Source organism: Streptomyces sp. NPDC052109 (assembly GCF_040680195.1).
In the GTDB taxonomy this organism is placed as follows: domain Bacteria; phylum Actinomycetota; class Actinomycetes; order Streptomycetales; family Streptomycetaceae; genus Streptomyces.
This window is the reverse complement of the sequence record NZ_JBFAWF010000002.1, coordinates 115,616-132,963: the sequence shown is the minus strand read 5'-3', so window position 1 is coordinate 132,963 and position 17,348 is coordinate 115,616. Positions and strand designations below refer to the sequence as shown.

General features: G+C 72.1%; 12 protein-coding genes and 1 pseudogene. 6 read left to right on the top strand and 7 right to left on the bottom strand.

Annotated elements, in window-relative coordinates; all coding sequences use genetic code 11:
- Positions 1 to 8: 8 nt before the first annotated feature.
- Together AB0L59_RS06110 and AB0L59_RS06105 are read right to left on the bottom strand one after the other, a co-directional pair.
- Positions 9 to 3,212 (bottom strand): tetratricopeptide repeat protein, encoded by a 3,204-nt coding sequence (locus tag AB0L59_RS06110; protein ID WP_365580935.1) that lies wholly within the window; start codon positions 3,210 to 3,212, stop codon positions 9 to 11.
- A 336-nt stretch (positions 3,213 to 3,548) separates the two neighbouring features.
- Positions 3,549 to 3,890, bottom strand: coding sequence for a hypothetical protein (locus AB0L59_RS06105; RefSeq protein ID WP_365579792.1), 342 nt, complete (start codon positions 3,888 to 3,890; stop codon positions 3,549 to 3,551).
- A 123-nt stretch (positions 3,891 to 4,013) separates the two neighbouring features.
- Between AB0L59_RS06105 and AB0L59_RS06100 the strand changes: the two genes are divergently transcribed.
- The 6 genes from AB0L59_RS06100 to AB0L59_RS06075 all read left to right on the top strand — a co-directional run bounded on the left by AB0L59_RS06100 (position 4,014) and on the right by AB0L59_RS06075 (position 13,348).
- The gene (locus AB0L59_RS06100; RefSeq protein WP_365579789.1) at positions 4,014 to 4,604 is read left to right on the top strand and encodes a helix-turn-helix domain-containing protein; all 591 of its coding nucleotides are present in this window, start codon (positions 4,014 to 4,016) and stop codon (positions 4,602 to 4,604) included.
- The gene (locus AB0L59_RS06095) at positions 4,585 to 6,618 is read left to right on the top strand and encodes a thioredoxin domain-containing protein (RefSeq protein WP_365579787.1); all 2,034 of its coding nucleotides are present in this window, start codon (positions 4,585 to 4,587) and stop codon (positions 6,616 to 6,618) included. Before AB0L59_RS06100 ends, AB0L59_RS06095 begins: the two co-directional genes overlap by 20 nt.
- 238 nt (positions 6,619 to 6,856) lie before the next feature.
- Positions 6,857 to 8,125 carry a glycosyltransferase gene (locus tag AB0L59_RS06090; RefSeq protein ID WP_365579784.1) on the top strand — a complete coding sequence of 423 codons (1,269 nt, stop codon included), beginning with the start codon at positions 6,857 to 6,859 and terminating at the stop codon, positions 8,123 to 8,125.
- Positions 8,122 to 9,777, top strand: a complete 1,656-nt coding sequence (locus AB0L59_RS06085) for a glycosyltransferase family 39 protein (RefSeq protein ID WP_365579781.1) — start codon at positions 8,122 to 8,124, stop codon at positions 9,775 to 9,777. Before AB0L59_RS06090 ends, AB0L59_RS06085 begins: the two co-directional genes overlap by 4 nt.
- The gene (locus tag AB0L59_RS06080) at positions 9,774 to 10,943 is read left to right on the top strand and encodes a glycosyltransferase (protein ID WP_365579778.1); all 1,170 of its coding nucleotides are present in this window, start codon (positions 9,774 to 9,776) and stop codon (positions 10,941 to 10,943) included. Before AB0L59_RS06085 ends, AB0L59_RS06080 begins: the two co-directional genes overlap by 4 nt.
- Entirely contained in the window at positions 10,940 to 13,348 is a 2,409-nt protein-coding gene (locus tag AB0L59_RS06075) for a galactose oxidase early set domain-containing protein (protein WP_365579775.1), read from the top strand. Before AB0L59_RS06080 ends, AB0L59_RS06075 begins: the two co-directional genes overlap by 4 nt.
- On the opposite strand, the gene AB0L59_RS06070 is transcribed toward AB0L59_RS06075, so the two are convergent.
- The 5 genes and pseudogenes from AB0L59_RS06070 to AB0L59_RS06050 all read right to left on the bottom strand — a co-directional run bounded on the left by AB0L59_RS06070 (position 13,335) and on the right by AB0L59_RS06050 (position 17,322).
- Complete coding sequence (locus AB0L59_RS06070) at positions 13,335 to 13,511, bottom strand: hypothetical protein (RefSeq protein ID WP_365579772.1); 177 nt, start codon at positions 13,509 to 13,511, stop codon at positions 13,335 to 13,337. The two genes, AB0L59_RS06075 and AB0L59_RS06070, sit on opposite strands and share 14 nt — an antisense overlap.
- Positions 13,512 to 14,243 carry a Mut7-C RNAse domain-containing protein gene (locus tag AB0L59_RS06065; protein ID WP_365579769.1) on the bottom strand — a complete coding sequence of 244 codons (732 nt, stop codon included), beginning with the start codon at positions 14,241 to 14,243 and terminating at the stop codon, positions 13,512 to 13,514.
- A gap of 33 nt (positions 14,244 to 14,276) precedes the next feature.
- Positions 14,277 to 14,921, bottom strand: a complete 645-nt coding sequence (locus AB0L59_RS06060; protein WP_365579767.1) for a TetR family transcriptional regulator — start codon at positions 14,919 to 14,921, stop codon at positions 14,277 to 14,279.
- Positions 14,922 to 14,923: 2 nt separating this feature from the next.
- A pseudogene (locus tag AB0L59_RS06055) lies at positions 14,924 to 16,418 on the bottom strand (MFS transporter).
- A 190-nt stretch (positions 16,419 to 16,608) separates the two neighbouring features.
- Positions 16,609 to 17,322 (bottom strand): hemolysin III family protein, encoded by a 714-nt coding sequence (locus AB0L59_RS06050; RefSeq protein WP_365579764.1) that lies wholly within the window; start codon positions 17,320 to 17,322, stop codon positions 16,609 to 16,611.
- Positions 17,323 to 17,348: the final 26 nt, after the last annotated feature.

Below are 17,348 nucleotides of genomic sequence, written 5' to 3'. Positions count from 1 at the left end.
TCCGCGCCTCAGCGCCCCGCCGGTACCGCCACCCCCATCACCTCCCGGGCGTGGCGGTCCGGTGTCATGCGCAGGCGCCAGGCCTGCCAGCCGTCCTCCAGGCTGACCCCGCGTTCCAGCAGCAGGGCGTACGCCGAGACGTAGTCGGCGAGCTTCTCGTCGCGCAGGGGATGGCTTGCGCGGGCCAGCCGGGCCAGCTCCTCCTGCGCGACCGCCGTGCCCACCTCCACCCCGCCGGGCGCCGCGTAGGGCAGCAGGGTGCAGCGCAGGAAGCGGGCCCAGTCCTCGCCGCGCCGGTCACCGTAGGAGGTGAACAGGTCCAGCGCCTCGTCGGCGAGGGCCAGCGCCGGCTGCGTACGGGCGTTGCCCGCGTCGACCACCGCCAGCTCCAGGCATGTCCACGCCTCGCCGTGGGCGACACCGATGCGCTGGAAGTCGGCGCGTGCGTCCACGAGGAGCTGCCGGGCGAAGCCGGAGTTGCGCAGTGAACCGGTCTGCGCGGCCCGTTGGTCGCGGGTGACCCGGGCCGAGTGGTGCCGGGCGCAGGCCAGGCCGTAGACGTCCCGCATCCGGGAGAACATCGTGCGGGACCGCTCCAGGTCGCGCACCGCCTGGTCGAGATCGCCGGCCTCCTCCAGCGCCTGGCCCAGGTAGTACAGCGTCCACGCCTCGCCGCGCGCGTCCTCGTTCTCCCGGTGCCGGGCGGCGGCCTGCCCGAGGCTCTCCGCGGCTTGTGAGGCGTCGCCGTCCACCAGACGGGCCCGGGCCAGCTGGGTCAGGGCCCATGCCTCGCCGCGCGCGTCGTGCGTCCGGCCGTAGGCCTCCAGGGCGGCTCGCAGCTCGGTCTCCGCGCGCGGCACGTCCCCCATCCGCAGCGCCAGCTGGCCGAGCTGGAAGTGCGCCCACGCCTCGCCGTGCACCGAGCCGCCCTCGCGGTGCAGGACCAGGGAGCGGGTGAGCAGGTCCAGCGCCGGAGCCAGCCGGGCCCGGTCACGCTGGACGGCGGCCAGGGCGTGCATCGTCCAGGCCCGGTCCGTGGCCAGCTCCGGCGCCGCCTGCAGGTCCAGTGCCTCCTGCAGCTTGGCGGCGGCCTCGGTGAGGTTGCCCTGGTGGTGCAGGGTGATCCCGAGGGAGCACAGGGCGCGGGCCGCCCCCGCGTCGTGGTGCGCCTCGCGGTACAGGTCCACCACGGAGGCCAGCGTGGTGCGCGCCTTGTCCAGCTCGCCCAGCTGCCGTGCTGCGATACCGGTGCGCCACTGCACCGAGCGGACCAGCAGGCCCTGGTCCACGGCCTGCGCCAGCTCGCTGATCTCGCCGAGGCGGTACAGGTCGCCGCGCAGCAGGCAGTAGTCGCACAGCGCGCCCAGCAGGTTCTGCACCGCCCTCTGGTTCACGCCCTCCGCGTGGCGCAGGGTCGCCGTGATGAAGCTGGACTCGTCGTCCAGCCAGCGCAGCGCCTCGTCCAGCGAGGTGAAGCCGTGCGAGCCGAACTGGTGCGAGCGCGTCGACATGTTCCCGTCGACCAGGCGCAGCACCGAGTCGGCCAGGTCCGCGTAGTTGACGATCAGCCGTTCCTGAGCGGCGGTGCGCTCGGCCGGCTCCTCCTCGTCCAGCAGCCGGGCCTCGGCGAAGGCGCGCACCAGATCGTGCAGCCGGTAGCGGCTGCGGCGCACATGGTCGATGAGGCCCGCCCGGGCCAGGGCGACGAGGTGGCGCGTGGCCTCGGCCTCGTCCGTGGCGAGCAGGGCGGCCGCCGCCGCGGCGCCCAGCGAGGCCCGGCCCGCGAGCGCGAGCCGGCGCAGCAGCCGGCGCGTCGGTTCCGGCTGGTCGGTGTAGCGCAGCCACAGGGCCCGCTCCACGGGCTCCACCGGGCCGTACGCGCCCAGGTCGCCGGCCAGCTGTCGGGGCGAGCGCGGGCCCAGCGCGGAGCCCGCGATCCGCAGGGCCAGCGGCAGCCCGCCGGTGAGGGCCCGGATTCGGTCGGCGGACTCGGCGTCGTACGGGCCCGAGGTGTCCTCGGCGGCGGCGCCGAGCAGTTCCTCGGCGCCCGCCGCGTCCAGCGCCTCGACAGGCAGGTGGTGCACCCAGGCCGGCAGGTCCGCGGGCAGGCCGAGGGCGTGGCGGGCGGTGACCAGGACGAGGCTGTCGGAGCGCTCGGGCACCAGCGCCCGCACCTGCTCCGGGTCCGAGGCGTCGTCCAGCACGATCGTCACCGGCAGGCCGGTCAGCTGCTGGTGGTACAGCTCGCCGAGCCGTTTGACCTGCTGGTCGGGGGAGGAGCGCTCCCGGAACAGCAGCTGTTCGCGGGGCGCGCCGAGCCGGTTGAGCAGATGCAGCAGGGCGTCCCGGGTGGGCAGCGGCGCCTCCTCCCGTCTGCCGCCGCGCAGATCCACGACCACCGCACCGCGGAAGTGGTCCCGCAGCTCGTGCGCCGCGCGCACGGCGAGCGTGGTACGGCCGGAACCGGGGTCGCCGTGCAGCACCACCACCGTCGGCCGGGTCTCCGTGGCCGCCCGGGCCGCCTGCACCCACTGCCGGATCCGCGCCAGCTCCGCCCGGCGCCCCGCGAACGGGCCGTCCGCGTCCGGGAGTTGCCCGAAGGACTGCTCCAGCACCGTGCGCCGGCGGGCCGCCGCGCTCTTGTCCGCGCCGCGCAGCGCCGGGCCGCCCTTCTTCTTCGGGCCCGTGGAGGCGCTCAGCACCCGCTGCTGGTCGAGGAACGGGCGGATGCCGCGCACCTCCAGCGCGGTCAGCCACTGCAGCCGCAGCTGTTCCGTTCCGCCCGGCTGTCCGGCCGCGCCCGCGTGGTGATGCGCGGCCGGCAGATGGGCACCGGCCACCTTCACGACGGAGGCGGCGGCACCGACCACGCCGGCGGCGACGCCCGCGCCGACGGCCGTACCGGTACCGGTGCCGAGGGAGAGGTCGGCCACCGCGGCGGCCACCGCGGCGACGACCGCCACCATCAGGGCGGTTCCGGCACCCTCCCGCGCGTACCGCTGCCCGAAGGTCGGCCGGCCCGCCTCGGCCTCGTCCAGCGCACGGGTGTAGGCGTCGTACTCCTCGCCGGCCGCGCCCGCCATCACGTCCAGCGCACCGCGTGCCCGCGACAGCAGCAGCTGTCCGTCGATCCGCCCGCCCGAGCGCCGCACCTCCTCCTCGACGGCCCGCACCAGCAGCCGCTCGGCCTCATCCCGATGGCCGTCCCGCATGTCCCGTCCCCCTCCGGCGACAACTTCCTTGTCCATGAGTGTCCTTCGGGGGACGCGCGAACGGGAGGGGTGGTTCTCGGTGGGGAGTTGGGGAGGAGTGGCAACGTCCTTGTGAGCGGGTGCCGTCCGGGGCGGGAAGTGGTTGGCCGGCGGAGCAGTACGAAGGCCCTGGCGCCGGCCCGGACCACCTGGAACCGCCGCCGGAGGTGCCGGGTGTGGTGTCACGGCTCGGCCCCGTGCGCGCCGTGGGCACGCTCACCGGCTGACACGCCGTTCCCGGCGCGGCCTCAGCGTCTCAGCGCCGGTCCGCCCGCTGCACCTTGCCCAGCGCCAGTATCACGCACGCCCCGCCAGCCCCGCCTCCGCCACCGCGCACAGCAGTGCCTCGGTCAGGGGGGCGCCCGTGCCCGACGTCGTTATGTCGAACCAGGCGTCCAGCACCGCCACCGATGCCGTCGCCGAGGCCGTCAGGCGGGCTCTGGCGTCGCCGCGCAGGCCGAGGAAGGCGGTTGCCGCGCAGCCCGCCGCCATGAGGACGTCGAGGCCGATCCAGGCCAGCGGCCAGTGGTCCACCCGCGTGGTGTCCGGCAGGGTCTGGGCCAGCACCACCATCCACGGGACCAGCAGGACCGCCGCTGCCGCCAGCAGGACCAAGGGCCACTTCTTCCTTACGGTCACGCTCCCGTCCTCCCCTCGCCTCGTTCTCCGACTGCCTCCACCGTAGACCGCAGAGAAAATTCTGCAAAGAAAACTCGGCAAACCTCGGGGACGTCTCAGGGTTCTCAGGGTTACGGTGGCGGCATGACCGACGGCACGTCCGAGATGACCAGCCTGGAGCGCACCGCCCTCTACAAGTCCCTCGGCAACCCCCTGCGCCGCCGGATCCTCGACTACCTCGGCCGGCACGGCGAGGCCAACTCCACCGTCCTCGCCCGCGAACTCGGCGAGAGCTCCGGCACCACCAGCTATCACCTGCGCAAACTCGCCGAGCAGCGACTCATCGAGGAGATCCCGGAGAAGTCCGGCGGCCGGGAACGGTGGTGGCGGGCGCTGCCGTTCCGTCACACCACGCCCGACCCGGCCACGATGACCCCGGAGGAGTACCGGGCGGCCGCCGAGCTCGCCCACCTGAAGATCGAGTTCGACACCGCGCTGTACCACCGCGCCCACCGGGAGTACCGCGGCCCCGAGGGCTGGGCCCAGATCCAGCGCCACGGGACCTGGCTGACCAGGGAGGAACTCCTCGACTTCATGCGCGAGTACCACGCGCTGCTCGGCCGCTACGACCGCCCGCGCGAGGAGGCCCTGGACGGGGCGCGCCCGGTGATGATGCGTTTCTACGCCGTCCCCGAGCCCGTGGGAGAGTGGAACGGTGAACCGACTGGCCCATGAGACGTCCCCGTATCTCCTCCAGCACGCCGACAACCCCGTCGACTGGTGGCCCTGGTCGGCCGAGGCCTTCGACGAGGCCCGCAGGGCGGGCAAGCCCGTTCTGCTGAGTGTCGGGTACAGCAGCTGTCACTGGTGTCACGTGATGGCCCACGAGTCCTTCGAGGACCGGGCCACCGCCGACTACCTCAACGAGCACTTCGTCAGCGTCAAGGTCGACCGCGAGGAGCGGCCCGACGTCGACGCCGTCTACATGGAGGCGGTGCAGGCCGCCACCGGCCAGGGCGGCTGGCCCATGACGGTCTTCCTCACCCCGGACGCCGAGCCCTTCTACTTCGGGACCTACTTCCCGCCCGCGCCGCGCCACGGCATGCCGTCCTTCCGGCAGGTGCTGGAGGGTGTGCAGCAGGCCTGGAGCACCCGCCGGGACGAGGTCGCGGAGGTCGCCGGGAAGATCGTCCGTGATCTCGCGCAGCGGGAGATCAGCCACCAGGCCCCGCGGCCGCCCGGCGAGCAGGAACTCGCCCAGGCCCTCCTCGGGCTCACCCGCGAGTACGACCCGCAGCGCGGCGGTTTCGGCGGGGCGCCGAAGTTCCCGCCGTCCATGGTGCTGGAGTTCCTGCTGCGGCATCACGCGCGGACCGGCGCCGAGGGCGCGCTGCAGATGGCCCAGGACACCTGCGAGCGCATGGCCCGGGGCGGGATCTACGACCAGCTGGGCGGCGGGTTCGCCCGGTACTCCGTCGACCGTGACTGGGTCGTGCCCCATTTCGAGAAGATGCTGTACGACAACGCGCTGCTCTGCCGCGTGTACGCGCATCTCTGGCGGGCCACGGGATCGGATCTCGCCCGCCGCGTCGCCCTGGAGACCGCCGACTTCCTCGTACGCGAACTGCGCACCGACGAGGGCGGGTTCGCCTCCGCGCTCGACGCCGACAGCGACGACGGCACCGGCAGGCACGTCGAGGGCGCGTACTACGTGTGGACGCCGGAGCGGCTGCGCGCGGTCCTCGGCGACACGGACGGCGACCTCGCCGCCCAGTACTTCGGCGTGACCGACGAGGGCACCTTCGAGCACGGCCAGTCCGTCCTCCAACTCCCGCAGACCGAGCGCGTGTTCGACGCCGAGAGGGTCGCCTCCGTCAAGGAGCGGCTGCTCGCCGTCCGAGCGGAGCGCCCCGCACCCGGCCGGGACGACAAGGTCGTCGCCGCCTGGAACGGCCTCGCGATCGCCGCGCTCGCCGAGACGGGCGCCTACTTCGACCGGCCCGATCTCGTCGAGGCCGCGGTAGGCGCCGCCGATCTGCTCGTGCGGGTGCACCTGGACGAGCACGCCCGTCTCGCCCGCACCAGCAAGGACGGCCGGGCGGGCGCCAACGCCGGCGTGCTCGAGGACTACGCCGACGTCGCCGAGGGCTTCCTCGCCCTCGCGTCCGTGACCGGCGAGGGCGTCTGGCTGGACTTCGCCGGACTGCTCCTCGACCATGTGCTGGTCCGCTTCGCCGACCCCGGGACCGGCGCCCTCTACGACACCGCGTCCGACGCCGAGCGACTGATCCGCCGCCCGCAGGACCCCACCGACAACGCCGCCCCGTCGGGCTGGACCGCGGCGGCCGGCGCCCTGCTTGGCTATGCCGCGCACACCGGCTCCGAGCCCCACCGGACCGGGGCCGAGCGGGCGTTGGGCGTCGTGCAGGCCCTCGGGCCGCGCGTGCCCCGGTTCATCGGCTGGGGGCTCGCCGTCGCCGAGGCCCTCCTCGACGGACCGAAGGAGGTCGCCGTCGTCGGACCGCATCTCCCGGACGAGAGGACAACCACCTTGCACCGCACGGCGCTTCTGGGAACCGCGCCCGGGGCCGTCGTCGCGGTCGGCACCGCGGAGAGTGACGAGTTCCCGCTCCTCGCGGACCGCCCGCTCGTGACCGGTGAACCGGCGGCGTACGTCTGCCGCAACTTCACCTGTGACGCGCCGACGACCGATCCGGAACGGCTACGGGCCGTGCTCAACAGCCGCTGACGCACCGCCGAACGGCGGTGGAGCCGGGCCACGGCGCGGAAGCCCGGACAGGTGAACTGTCCGAAAGGAGCACGTGTTCGGATAGGTCCCACTACCCGCACCACCGTTCCGAAACAAGCTATTTATCAGAAGAGCTCCAGCATTTCACAGATCCCCCCTACTGTCTCCACAGCGGGGTGACGGGCGGTGACGCACCGTCACCCCTACAGGGGGTAATCGGGGATCTGGGGGGATCTTTTTGCTGATGTCTGTCTTCATTGCTGCCGTCTCACTGGCTCTGTTCTGGATGGCGGCCTTCACCCTGTGGTGGCAGATGCACGCGTGGCGCACGCCCGAGGTGCTGGCCTCCACCCGGTTCGGCAGACCGGACGGCGACGAACACCTGTCGTTCTCACTGCTGTTGCCCGCCCGGCACGAGCAGGCGGTGCTGGACCACACCATCCAGCGGCTGCTGGAATCCACACACGCCGACTTCGAGATCATCGTGATCGTCGGGCACGACGACCCGGAGACGACGGAAGTGGCCGAAAGAGCCGCCGACCGCGACCCGCGCGTCCGGGTCGTCGTCGACACCCACGAGAAGAAGAACAAGCCGAAGGCCATGAACACGGCGCTGCCGCACTGCCGCGGTGACGTCGTCGGGGTCTTCGACGCCGAGGACCAGGTCCACCCGGACCTGCTCGCCCACGTCGACCACGCCTTCCGCACCACCGGGGCGGACGTCGTCCAGGGTGGGGTCCAGCTCATCAACTTCCACTCCAGCTGGTACAGCCTGCGCAACTGCCTGGAGTACTTCTTCTGGTTCCGCTCCCGGCTGCACCTGCACGCGCAGAAGGGGTTCATCCCGCTCGGCGGGAACACCGTGTTCGTGCGGACCGGCGTCCTCAGGGAAGCGGACGGCTGGGACCCCGACTGCCTCGCCGAGGACTGCGACCTGGGCGTCCGGCTCTCGTCCGTCGGCAAGAAGGTCGTCGTCGCCTACGACTCCGACATGGTCACCCGCGAGGAGACCCCCGGAAGCCTCATGTCGCTGCTCAAGCAGCGCACCCGCTGGAACCAGGGCTTCCTGCAGGTGTACCGGAAGAAGGACTGGAAGCAACTGCCTTCCCTGAGGCAGCGGTTGCTCGCCCGGTACACCCTGATGACGCCGTTCCTGCAGGCCTTCTCCGGCGTGGTCATCCCGCTCGACGCAGCCGTCGCGCTCTTCCTCGACGTGCCCGTGGGGGTCGCCTTCCTCACCTTCCTGCCGCTGGTCACCGCCGCCGTCACCTTCGTCTTCGAGGTGGTCGGACTGCACGACTTCGGCAAGCAGTACGGCCTGAGGGTCCGCCCCGTCCACTACGCGAAGCTCATCGTGGGCGGCCCCTTCTACCAGGTCCTCCTCGCCGGCGCCGCGATCCGTGCCGTGTGGCGCGAGCAACGCGGCCGCAACGACTGGGAGCTGACCACGCACGTCGGCGCGCACCTCACCGCGGCCGAGCCGATCCGAGAGGACGTCCCTGCGTGACCTCCACACTGCCCGCGGTGACCGCAGCGAAGGTCCCCGCGCCACGCCCGCCTGTGCCCGAAACGCCTCCGGCCGGCCGCACCCAGCCACCCCTACGGCTCCGCTCCTCCCGCCCCGACCTGCTGCTCTGCGGTGCCCTGCTCACGGCGATCCTCATCGTCCAGGGCTGGAACATCGCCGCCTACCCCACCCTCAGCGACGACGAGGGCACCTACCTCGCCCAGGCCTGGGCCGTCCAGCAGGGCCGGGGTCTCGCCCACTACACCTACTGGTACGACCACCCGCCGCTGGGCTGGATCCAGATAGCCCTGCTCAGCTGGGTTCCCTCGGCGCTCAGCCCCGGCTCGATGACCGTCGCCACCATGCGGATCCTCATGCTCGGGATCAGCGGTGTCAGCGCGGTGCTCGTCTACGTCCTCGGCCGCCGGCTCTCGCTGCCCCGCTGGGCCGCCGGGCTCGGCACGGCCCTGTTCGGGCTCTCCCCGCTCGCGGTCGTCCTCAGCCGGGAGATCTTCCTCGACAACATCGCGGTGATGTGGCTGCTGCTGGCGTTCTGCCTCGCCGCCTCACCCAGCCGCCACCTCTGGCACCACTTCGGCGCGGGCCTCGCCGCCGCCGCGGGCGTGCTCACCAAGGAGACGATGCTCGTCGTCCTGCCCGCCCTGTTCGTGACCATGCGGCGGCACAGCCATCCCGACACCCGCAAGTTCGCTCTCACCGGAGCCGTCACCGCCTGCGCCCTGATCGGGTTCTCCTACCCCCTGTTCGCCCTGCTCAAGGGCGAGCTGTTCCCGGGCGCCGGACACGTCTCCCTGTGGGACGGCATCACGTACCAGATGTCCCGGCCGGGCTCCGGCTTCATCCTGGACCACTCCTCCGGCTCGTACGGCGTCCTGCACTCCTGGCTCTACTACGACCGCGTCCTGCCCCTCGGCGGCCTCGCCGGAGCCCTGTTCCTGCTGCTCGCCCGGCGCTGGTCGGTCACCGCCCGCGCACTCGCCGGTCCCGCGCTGACGGTCGCCGTCCTGGCCGCCGTCGCCCTGCGCCCCGGCGGCTATCTGCCCGCCATGTACGTCATCGGCGCGCTGCCCTTCCTCGCCCTGGTACTGGCCGGGGGCGCCGCCTCCGTCGCGCACGCGGTGCTGCGCCGCTTCAGGGCCGAGAGCGAGCACCGCTACGTCACCGGCGGCCGGTACGCGCTCGCCGCCGTCCTCGCCCTCGCCGCCGGCGCCTACGTCGTACCGCACTGGTACGACGGCGACCGCACCGCCGTCACGGCCGACGCCAACAAGCCCTACCGGCAGGCCTCCCACTGGCTCGGCACCGAGGTGGCGGACCCGAAGGACACCCGGGTCCTCGTCGACGACGCCCTCTGGCTGGACCTCGTGCACGCCGGATACCGGCCCGGGCTCGGCGCCATCTGGTTCTACAAGGCCGACCTCGACCCGGCCGTCGCCAAGACCATGCCGCACGGCTGGCGGGACATCGACTACGTCGTCGCCTCGCCGACCGTGCGCCGCGACGCCAGGGACCTGCCCACCGTGCGGAACGCGATCCGGCATTCCGTGCCGGTCGCCACCTTCGGCGCGGGACCCGACCGCATCGAGATCAGGCGGATCCAGGACACGACGGCCGCCGGAGGCGCCCGATGAGCGAGTACACCGCCCCGGCACAGGGCCTCGACGCCGTCGAGGTACCCGAACCCGGCGCCGTCACCATCGTCGTGCCGACCTTCAACGAGTCCGCGAACGTCCGGCGGCTGCTGCACCAGATCACCGAGTCGGTGCCCACACGGCTGCCCTGCGAGGTCGTCTTCGTGGACGACTCCACCGACGACACCCCCGAGGTCATCCGCGAGGCCGCCCAGGACTGCCCGTTCCCGGTGGCCGTGCTGCACCGGCAGGAACCCGTCGGCGGGCTCGGCGGGGCGGTCGTCGTGGGGCTGAAGGCGGCGACCTCGGAGTGGATCGTCGTCATGGACGGCGACTGCCAGCATCCGCCCTCCCTGGTACCGGAGTTGGTGTCCACCGGCGAGCGGCTGCACGCCGGGCTCGTCGTCGCCTCCCGGTACATCGAGGGCGGCAGCCGGGCCGGACTCGCCGGCGGCTACCGGGTGGCCGTCTCACGCGGCGCGACCTGGCTCACCAAGGCGCTCTTCCCGCGCCGCCTGCGCGGCATCAGCGACCCGATGAGCGGCTTCTTCGCCATCCGGCGCAGCGCGGTGACGGCGGACGTCCTCAAGCCCCTCGGCTACAAGATCCTGCTGGAGCTGGCCGTCCGCAGCCGCCCGCGCGGGGTCGCGGAGGTGCCGTTCGTCTTCCAGGAGCGGTTCGCGGGCGAGTCCAAGTCGACCGCCGAGGAGGGCTTCCGCTTCCTGCGCCACCTGGCGGGCCTGCGCACCGCGTCGCCGGTCGCCCGCATGGTGGGCTTCGGGCTGATCGGGGCGAGCGGTTTCGTGCCGAATCTGGTCGGGCTGTGGGCGCTGACCAGGCTCGGCATGCACTACCTGCCCGGCGAGATCCTCGCCAACCAGCTCGGGGTCGCCTGGAACTTCCTGCTCATCGAGCACCTGCTGTTCCGCGACCGGCGCGCGCACCGCCGCTGGTGGGACCGGCTCGGCCGGTTCGCGCTGCTGGCCAACGCCGACCTGGGCCTACGCATCCCGCTGATCGCCCTGCTCGTCGGCCGGTTCGGGATGGGCGCCCTGCCCGCCACCGCGCTCGCGCTGGTCATGACGTTCGTCCTGCGCTTCGTCGGCACCGAAGCGCTGGTCTACCTCCCCCGTCGCCGGGGGAGCCGAGCAAGGAGAGCCGTGTGAGTACGACGTACCGCAGACGCCGCAGACGGACCGCGCTGGCCGGGGTGGGCGCCCTGACCGCCGGACTGCTCCTGTCCGCACCCCAGCCGGCCGAGGCCGCCAACCTGATCAAGAACCCCGGCTTCGAAACGGCCGGCACGGACGGCATGCCGTACTGCTGGGAGAAGTCGGGCTGGGGCGACAACGACTTCAGCTTCGAGACGACCTCGGACGCGCACTCCGGGTCCCAGGCCATGAAGGTCACGCTGACCCGCCGGGTCGACGGCGACCGCAAGGCGATGATCACCGAGTCCACGGACTGCGCACCGGCCGTGACCGTCGGCAAGCAGTACGACCTGGGCCTCTGGTACAAGACCACGACCCCGGACGCCAACATCACCCTCTTCCGGCACGACACCACCGCGGGCTGGCAGTACTGGACCGACCTCAAGACCCTCGACATGGCGTCGGCCTGGACCCAGGCCACCGTCCGCACCCCCGAGGTCCCGGCCGGCACCGACCGCATCACCTGGGGCGTCTCCGTCTACGGCACCGGCTCGGCGACCACCGACGACTACACCATGGACCAGGTCCCGGACCCGCTGCCGCCGGCCCAGTGCACCGGCACCACCGACCAGTGCGCGAACGGCAGTTGGTCGGTCCTGCCGACGCAGAACCCGGTCCGCTCCATGCACTCCGTCGTGCTCGACAACGGCAAGGTGCTGCTGATCGCCGGGTCCGGCAACAGCGAGGAGAACTTCGACGCGGGCACGTTCACGAGCGCGGTCTACGACCCGGCGACCGGCACCTACAAGGTCATCCCCACCCCGAAGGACATGTTCTGCGCCGGGCACGTCCAGCTCCAGGACGGCCGGGTGCTGGTCCTGAGCGGCAACAAGGCGTACCCGGTCGCGGGCGGGCACGGGTACGAGGGGTTCAAGGACTCGTACGTCTTCGACCCGAAGACCGAGACCTACACCAAGACCAACGACCTGAACGACGGGCACTGGTACCCCTCGGCGACCGAGCTGGGCAACGGTGACGTCATCTCCTTCGGCGGGCTCCGCGAGGACTCCACCGGCTCGGTGACCGCGGAGAAGTTCAGTTACGCGCAGAACCAGTGGCTGCCGCTGTCGCAGGTCAACCAGACCTGGTCGTACTGGGGCCTGTACCCGGCGATGATCCTGATGCAGGACGGCCGCCTCTTCTACACGGGCAGCCATGTCTTCGGCAACAACATCCCCGGCACGGGTTCGGCGATCTACGACTACGGCGCCAACACGATCACGCAGATCCCGGGGCTGCAGAGCAAGGACGAGCGGGACCAGTCGGCGTCCGTCCTGCTGCCTCCGGCGCAGGACCAGCGGGTGTTGACGATCGGTGGCGGCAACATCGACTCCAACCCGGACGCGAACCGCCTGACCGACCTGATCGACCTCAAGCAGGCCAACCCGTCGTACGTCGCCGGGCCGCCGATCCCGCAGGGCACGGTCGACCTGGGCAACGGGCCCCAGCCGGAGACCGGCGGCCAGGGCAAGATGTACGTCTCCGCCGTACTGCTGCCCGACGCCAAGGTCCTGGAGACCGGCGGGGCCCTGCACAACCGGGCCGACCCGGTGTACGAGTCCTCGATCTACGATCCCGGCAGCAACACCTTCGACCCCGTGGCCGCCGACCCCGAGTCCCGCGGCTACCACTCCTCGGCGTTCCTGCTGCCCGACGGCCGGGTGATGGCCACCGGCGACAACCCGGGCAACGGCACCTGGAACCACAACGTGTCGATCTACACCCCGCCGTACCTCTACAAGGGCACCCGCCCGACGATCACCTCGGTGATCAACCAGGAGTGGAAGTACGGCGACACCCAGCGGATCACCGTCGACCGCCCCATCGCCAGGGCGGAGTTGATCCGCCCGGCCGCGGTGACCCACTCGTCCGACCCGAACCAGCGGTTCGTGGATCTGCCGCTGTCGGTGGACGGCAACAACGTGGACCTGAACGTCACGAACAACCCGAACATCGCCCCGCCCGGCTGGTACATGCTCTTCGCGGTCGACGCGAACGGGGTGCCCTCGGTGGCCAAGTGGGTGCACCTGACGGGCCCGGCGGCCCTGAGCGCCGCCTCCCCGCACGTCCACGCCTTCGCCGACTCCCTGTCCGGCAAGGTGTCGGGTCCCGGCAAGAAGAAGGCGTCGCAGCAGGTCAGCCCGACGATCTCCGGCTGCGACCGGCACTACGGCTCGGTCAACGTGTGCGTGCCGACGGTGTTCCCGCCCGAGGTGAAGAAGACGGCGGCCGCGCGGTGCGCCTGGCTCAAGCAGAACGACTACGGCCGGCTCAGGGTCAACGGCGCCGACGATCCCCTGGGGTTGGACCGGGACCGGGACGGGGTGGCGTGCGGGAAGGGAGACGTCAGGCGCCGCTGAGGATCAGCGCCCCGAGGGTGAGCTGAGCACCCCCCTGCACGAACACGGCCCAGAGCCTGGCGTACGTCCAGCGGGCTCTGGGCCACACCAGTGCCGCCAGACCGGCGAACACCGCCGGCCAGAAGGCGTCGTAGAGGGCGTCGCCGGAGATCGGCGCGCGCACTCAATCCCCCTGGGTCCGCATGCTCAGCGCCCGGTCCACGACCGCCTCCAGCTGGTCGTGGTGGGCGCCCTTCCAGTAGGCGCGGCCGCACTCCGTGCACTGGGCGAAGACGTCGTACGAACGCTGGGTGCCGTGTTTGAGCTGGTCGGCGACCTCGGCCTTCGTGGCCTGCCGCAGGAGGCCGTTGCACGCCGTGCAGCGGGTCCAGGGGTGCAGGGCGGGGGCGAAGCGGTCGAGGACGTCGTGCAGCTGGTCGTCGGGGCGGTGGCTGTAGACGAACGCGCCGGCCCACAGCTCGCGGCGGCGCAGCAGGCCCCGGTCGCGGCTGAGCATGACCCGCCGCTCGGCGGCCGAGCGCGCGGCCAGCGCCGGGTCGCCGATGTCCGTCGACTCGTAGGCCGCGTCCACGCCGAGCAGGCGCAGCCGGCGGGCGAGCGTGCCCAGGTGCACGTCCAGCAGGAAGCGGAGCGGGGCGCCGGGGACGCGCTGGGGGCGGTCGACGGGGCGTACCTCCACCGTCTCGCCCGCCTTCGGGATGTGCGACACCGGCACCTCCCGGCCGTCCACGACCAGCGCGCCGACCTCGGTCAGCGGGACGCCGAGGGACTCGATGGCATGGCCGAGCGTCGAGACGCCGTCCGTGGCCAGGGGCGTGGCTCCGGCACGCCGGGACTGGGGCACGAACAGGTGCAGTGCGGGGGCGACTTCGACGTGGATCTCGGGTCGGTTCACCCCGTCAGCATCGCACGGGACGGCGCCCGGGCCTCAGCGGTTTTCGCCGGGGAGGCCGTGTTCCATGACGTCCAGGGCCCGGTCGATCAGGGCGGTGAAGTCGTCCCGGTGGTCGTTCTCGGCCCAGTACATGGAGGTCTCCATCAGGCCGCCGATCAGCGACATGGCGTAGACCCGGACCTCCAGGCTGTCCGGGTCGCGGCCGGTGCGCTCGCCGATGGCCGCGCAGAGCATGCGGCCGGTGGCCGACATGCTCTCCATCATCCGTGAGCGCACCGCGGGAACCTGGACCATGAGGTGGGTGCGCAGCCGGGACACCTCCTCGTCCTCGGACGTGCCGAGCTGGACGGCCCGGTGCAGGACGGACCGGATGGTGTCCGGCCAGGGCTCCCCGGCGGGGCGTTCCCTGATCTCCGCCAGGATGACCGGGTCGTACTCGTCCGTGAGGACGATGTCCTCCTTGGTCGGGAAGTACCGGAAGACGGTCGACGGCGACACCTCGGCCCGCTCGGCGATCTGGTCGATCGTCGTGGCGTCGTAGCCCTGTTCCCGGACCAGGGCGTAGGTCGCCGCGCGGATCGCCTCCCGGGTCTTGATCTTCTTGCGTTCCCGCAGGCCGAGCCGCGGTCGGTCGGCGGGGGACGTGCTGGGGGTGCGTGCGGCCGTCATGCCGGTCATTGTCAGGCATCCCCGACAGGCGCGGCCACAGCCGGGGTCTCCTTCCGCTCGGTGCGCCGTACGAGGGGGGTGTCCGGCAGGAACAGGGCCGCGAGCAGGGCCGCCACCAGGGCGGCGATCCCGCACACCAGCAGCACCACGCTCATCCCGTGGACGTACGCGCTATTGGCGGATGCCACCAGGTGGGCCGAGTCGGTGTGTGCCGCCACCACATGGGCGGCGACCACGGACTCGCTGGCGGCGTGCGCCACCGGACGTGGCAGCCCGGCCGCGTCGAGCCGGTCCCGGAACGCGCTCGCCAGCAGGCTGCCGAGCAGCGCGATGCCGATGGCACCGCCGACCTGGCGGAACGTCATGAGCAGCCCGGAGCCGCTGCCGGCCCGGTCGGCGGGCAGGGTGCCGAGGGCGCCGTCCATCGCGGGGACGACCGAGAAGCCGAAGCCGAGGCCGGTGACCGACAGCCACAGGGCGGCGAAGCCGTAACCGGAGCCGGCGGTGGTACGGCTGCCCAGCAGGGCGGCGAAGGCGAGCACGACCAGGCCCGCGCTGACCACCGCGCGCCCCGAAGCGTTCGACGGCCGCCTGGGCGCCCTTGGCCGCGATCATCAGGCCGCCCGTCAGCGGCAGCAGCCTGAGACCGGTGCCGAAGGCGTCGTGCCCGAGCACCGTCTGCAGGTAGGTCGGCACCGTGAACATCAGCCCCGACAGCACGAACATCACCAGCGTCGCGGCGACGGTGTTGAGCAGGAAGCCGCGCCGGGCCAGCAGGCCCATGTCCAGCATGGGACGGGTCATGCGGCGTTCGCGCAGCACGAGAGCGGCGAGCAGGACGACGGCCGCCGCGAACACCGCCGGCACCGGGCCGCCGCCCCAGCCGCGGCCCGGGGCCTCGATGATCGCGTAGATGAGCGCGCCGAGTCCGGTCGCGGTGAGCACGGTGGAGACGACGTCGACCTTCGGGCTCGACGGGTCGCTGGTCTCGGGGAGCAGGAAGCCGCAGGCGGCGATGCCGAGCGCGGCCGTCGGGATGTTGATCAGGAAGACCGAGCCCCACCAGAAGTGGTTGAGCAGGAAACCGCCGACCAGCGGGCCGAGCGGCATGCCGAGCGCCGAGGCGGTGGAGATCAGGGCGACGGCCTTGCCGCGTTCGGCCGGGCCGAACATCGCGGGCAGCACGGACAGCGACAGGGGCATGATCAGCGCGGCGCCGACGCCGAGGACGACGCGGGCGGCGATCACCGCGTTCACGTCCCCGGCCAGGGAACCGAGCGCCGAGCCGGCCAGGAAGACGGCGAGTCCGGCGATCAGCATGCGGCGCCGGCCGAACCGGTCGCCGAACCGGTCGCCGAGCAGGCCCGCCGGGAGCATCAGCGCGGCGAAGACCACGACGTACGCGTCGCTCATCCGCTGCTGCCGGCCGGTCGTGGCGCCGAGCTGCGCGGCCATGGTCGGCAGGGCCACGTTGAGGATCGTCGAGTCGAAGGCGAGCACCAGCATGCTCGCGACCAGGGCCCCGAGGGCCCACCAGCGGCGGGGATCGTGTCGCGTCGCGCCGTCGGCAGGAGTGACAGTGGCCGTGAAATGAGAGTAACCCTCAAAATCGAGGAGCTGTCAATGAAAAGCTGGTCCAGGCATACGGAAACGGCCACGGCTGGTGAGCCGTGGCCGGAAGGAGAGGAGTTGCCGTTCAGGCGTGCTGGTACGCCACCAGGGAGATGCCGACGTAGTGGACGACGAACGCGGCGAGCGTGAAGGAGTGGAAGACCTCGTGGAAGCCGAACCAGCGAGGTGAGGGGTTCGGCCGCTTGATGCCGTAGACCACGCCGCCGGCGCTGTAGAGCAGACCGCCGACGATCACCAGGACCAGGACCGCTATGCCGCCGGTGCGCAGGAAGTCGGGCAGGAAGAAGACGGCCGCCCAGCCCATCGCGATGTAGCAGGGGGTGTAGAGCCAGCGCGGGGCGCCGACCCAGAAGACGCGGAAGACGATGCCGGCCGCGGCGGCGGCCCAGATGCCCCACAGCAGCCACTGGCCCTTGGCGCCGGGCAGGAGCAGCAGGGTCAGCGGGGTGTAGGTGCCCGCGATGATCAGGAAGATGTTGGCGTGATCCAGACGGCGCAGGACGCCGTCCATCCGCGGGCCCCAGTTGCCCCGGTGGTACAGCGCGCTGACGCCGAAGAGCAGGCAGGCCGTGAGGACGTAGATCCCGCAGGCGATGCGGCCTCTGGCGGAGTCGGCGAGGGCGGTGAGGACGAGCCCCGCGATGAGTACGGCCGGGAACATGCCGAGGTGCAGCCAGCCGCGGAGTCTGGGCTTGACCGGATGCGGCAAGGGGAGCGCGAGCGGACCGCGGCCGTCGGCCGGCGAGTCCATGGGCGCGTCGGAGGCGGGCGCAGTCATGGGCCGCATCGTACCTACGGAACCGT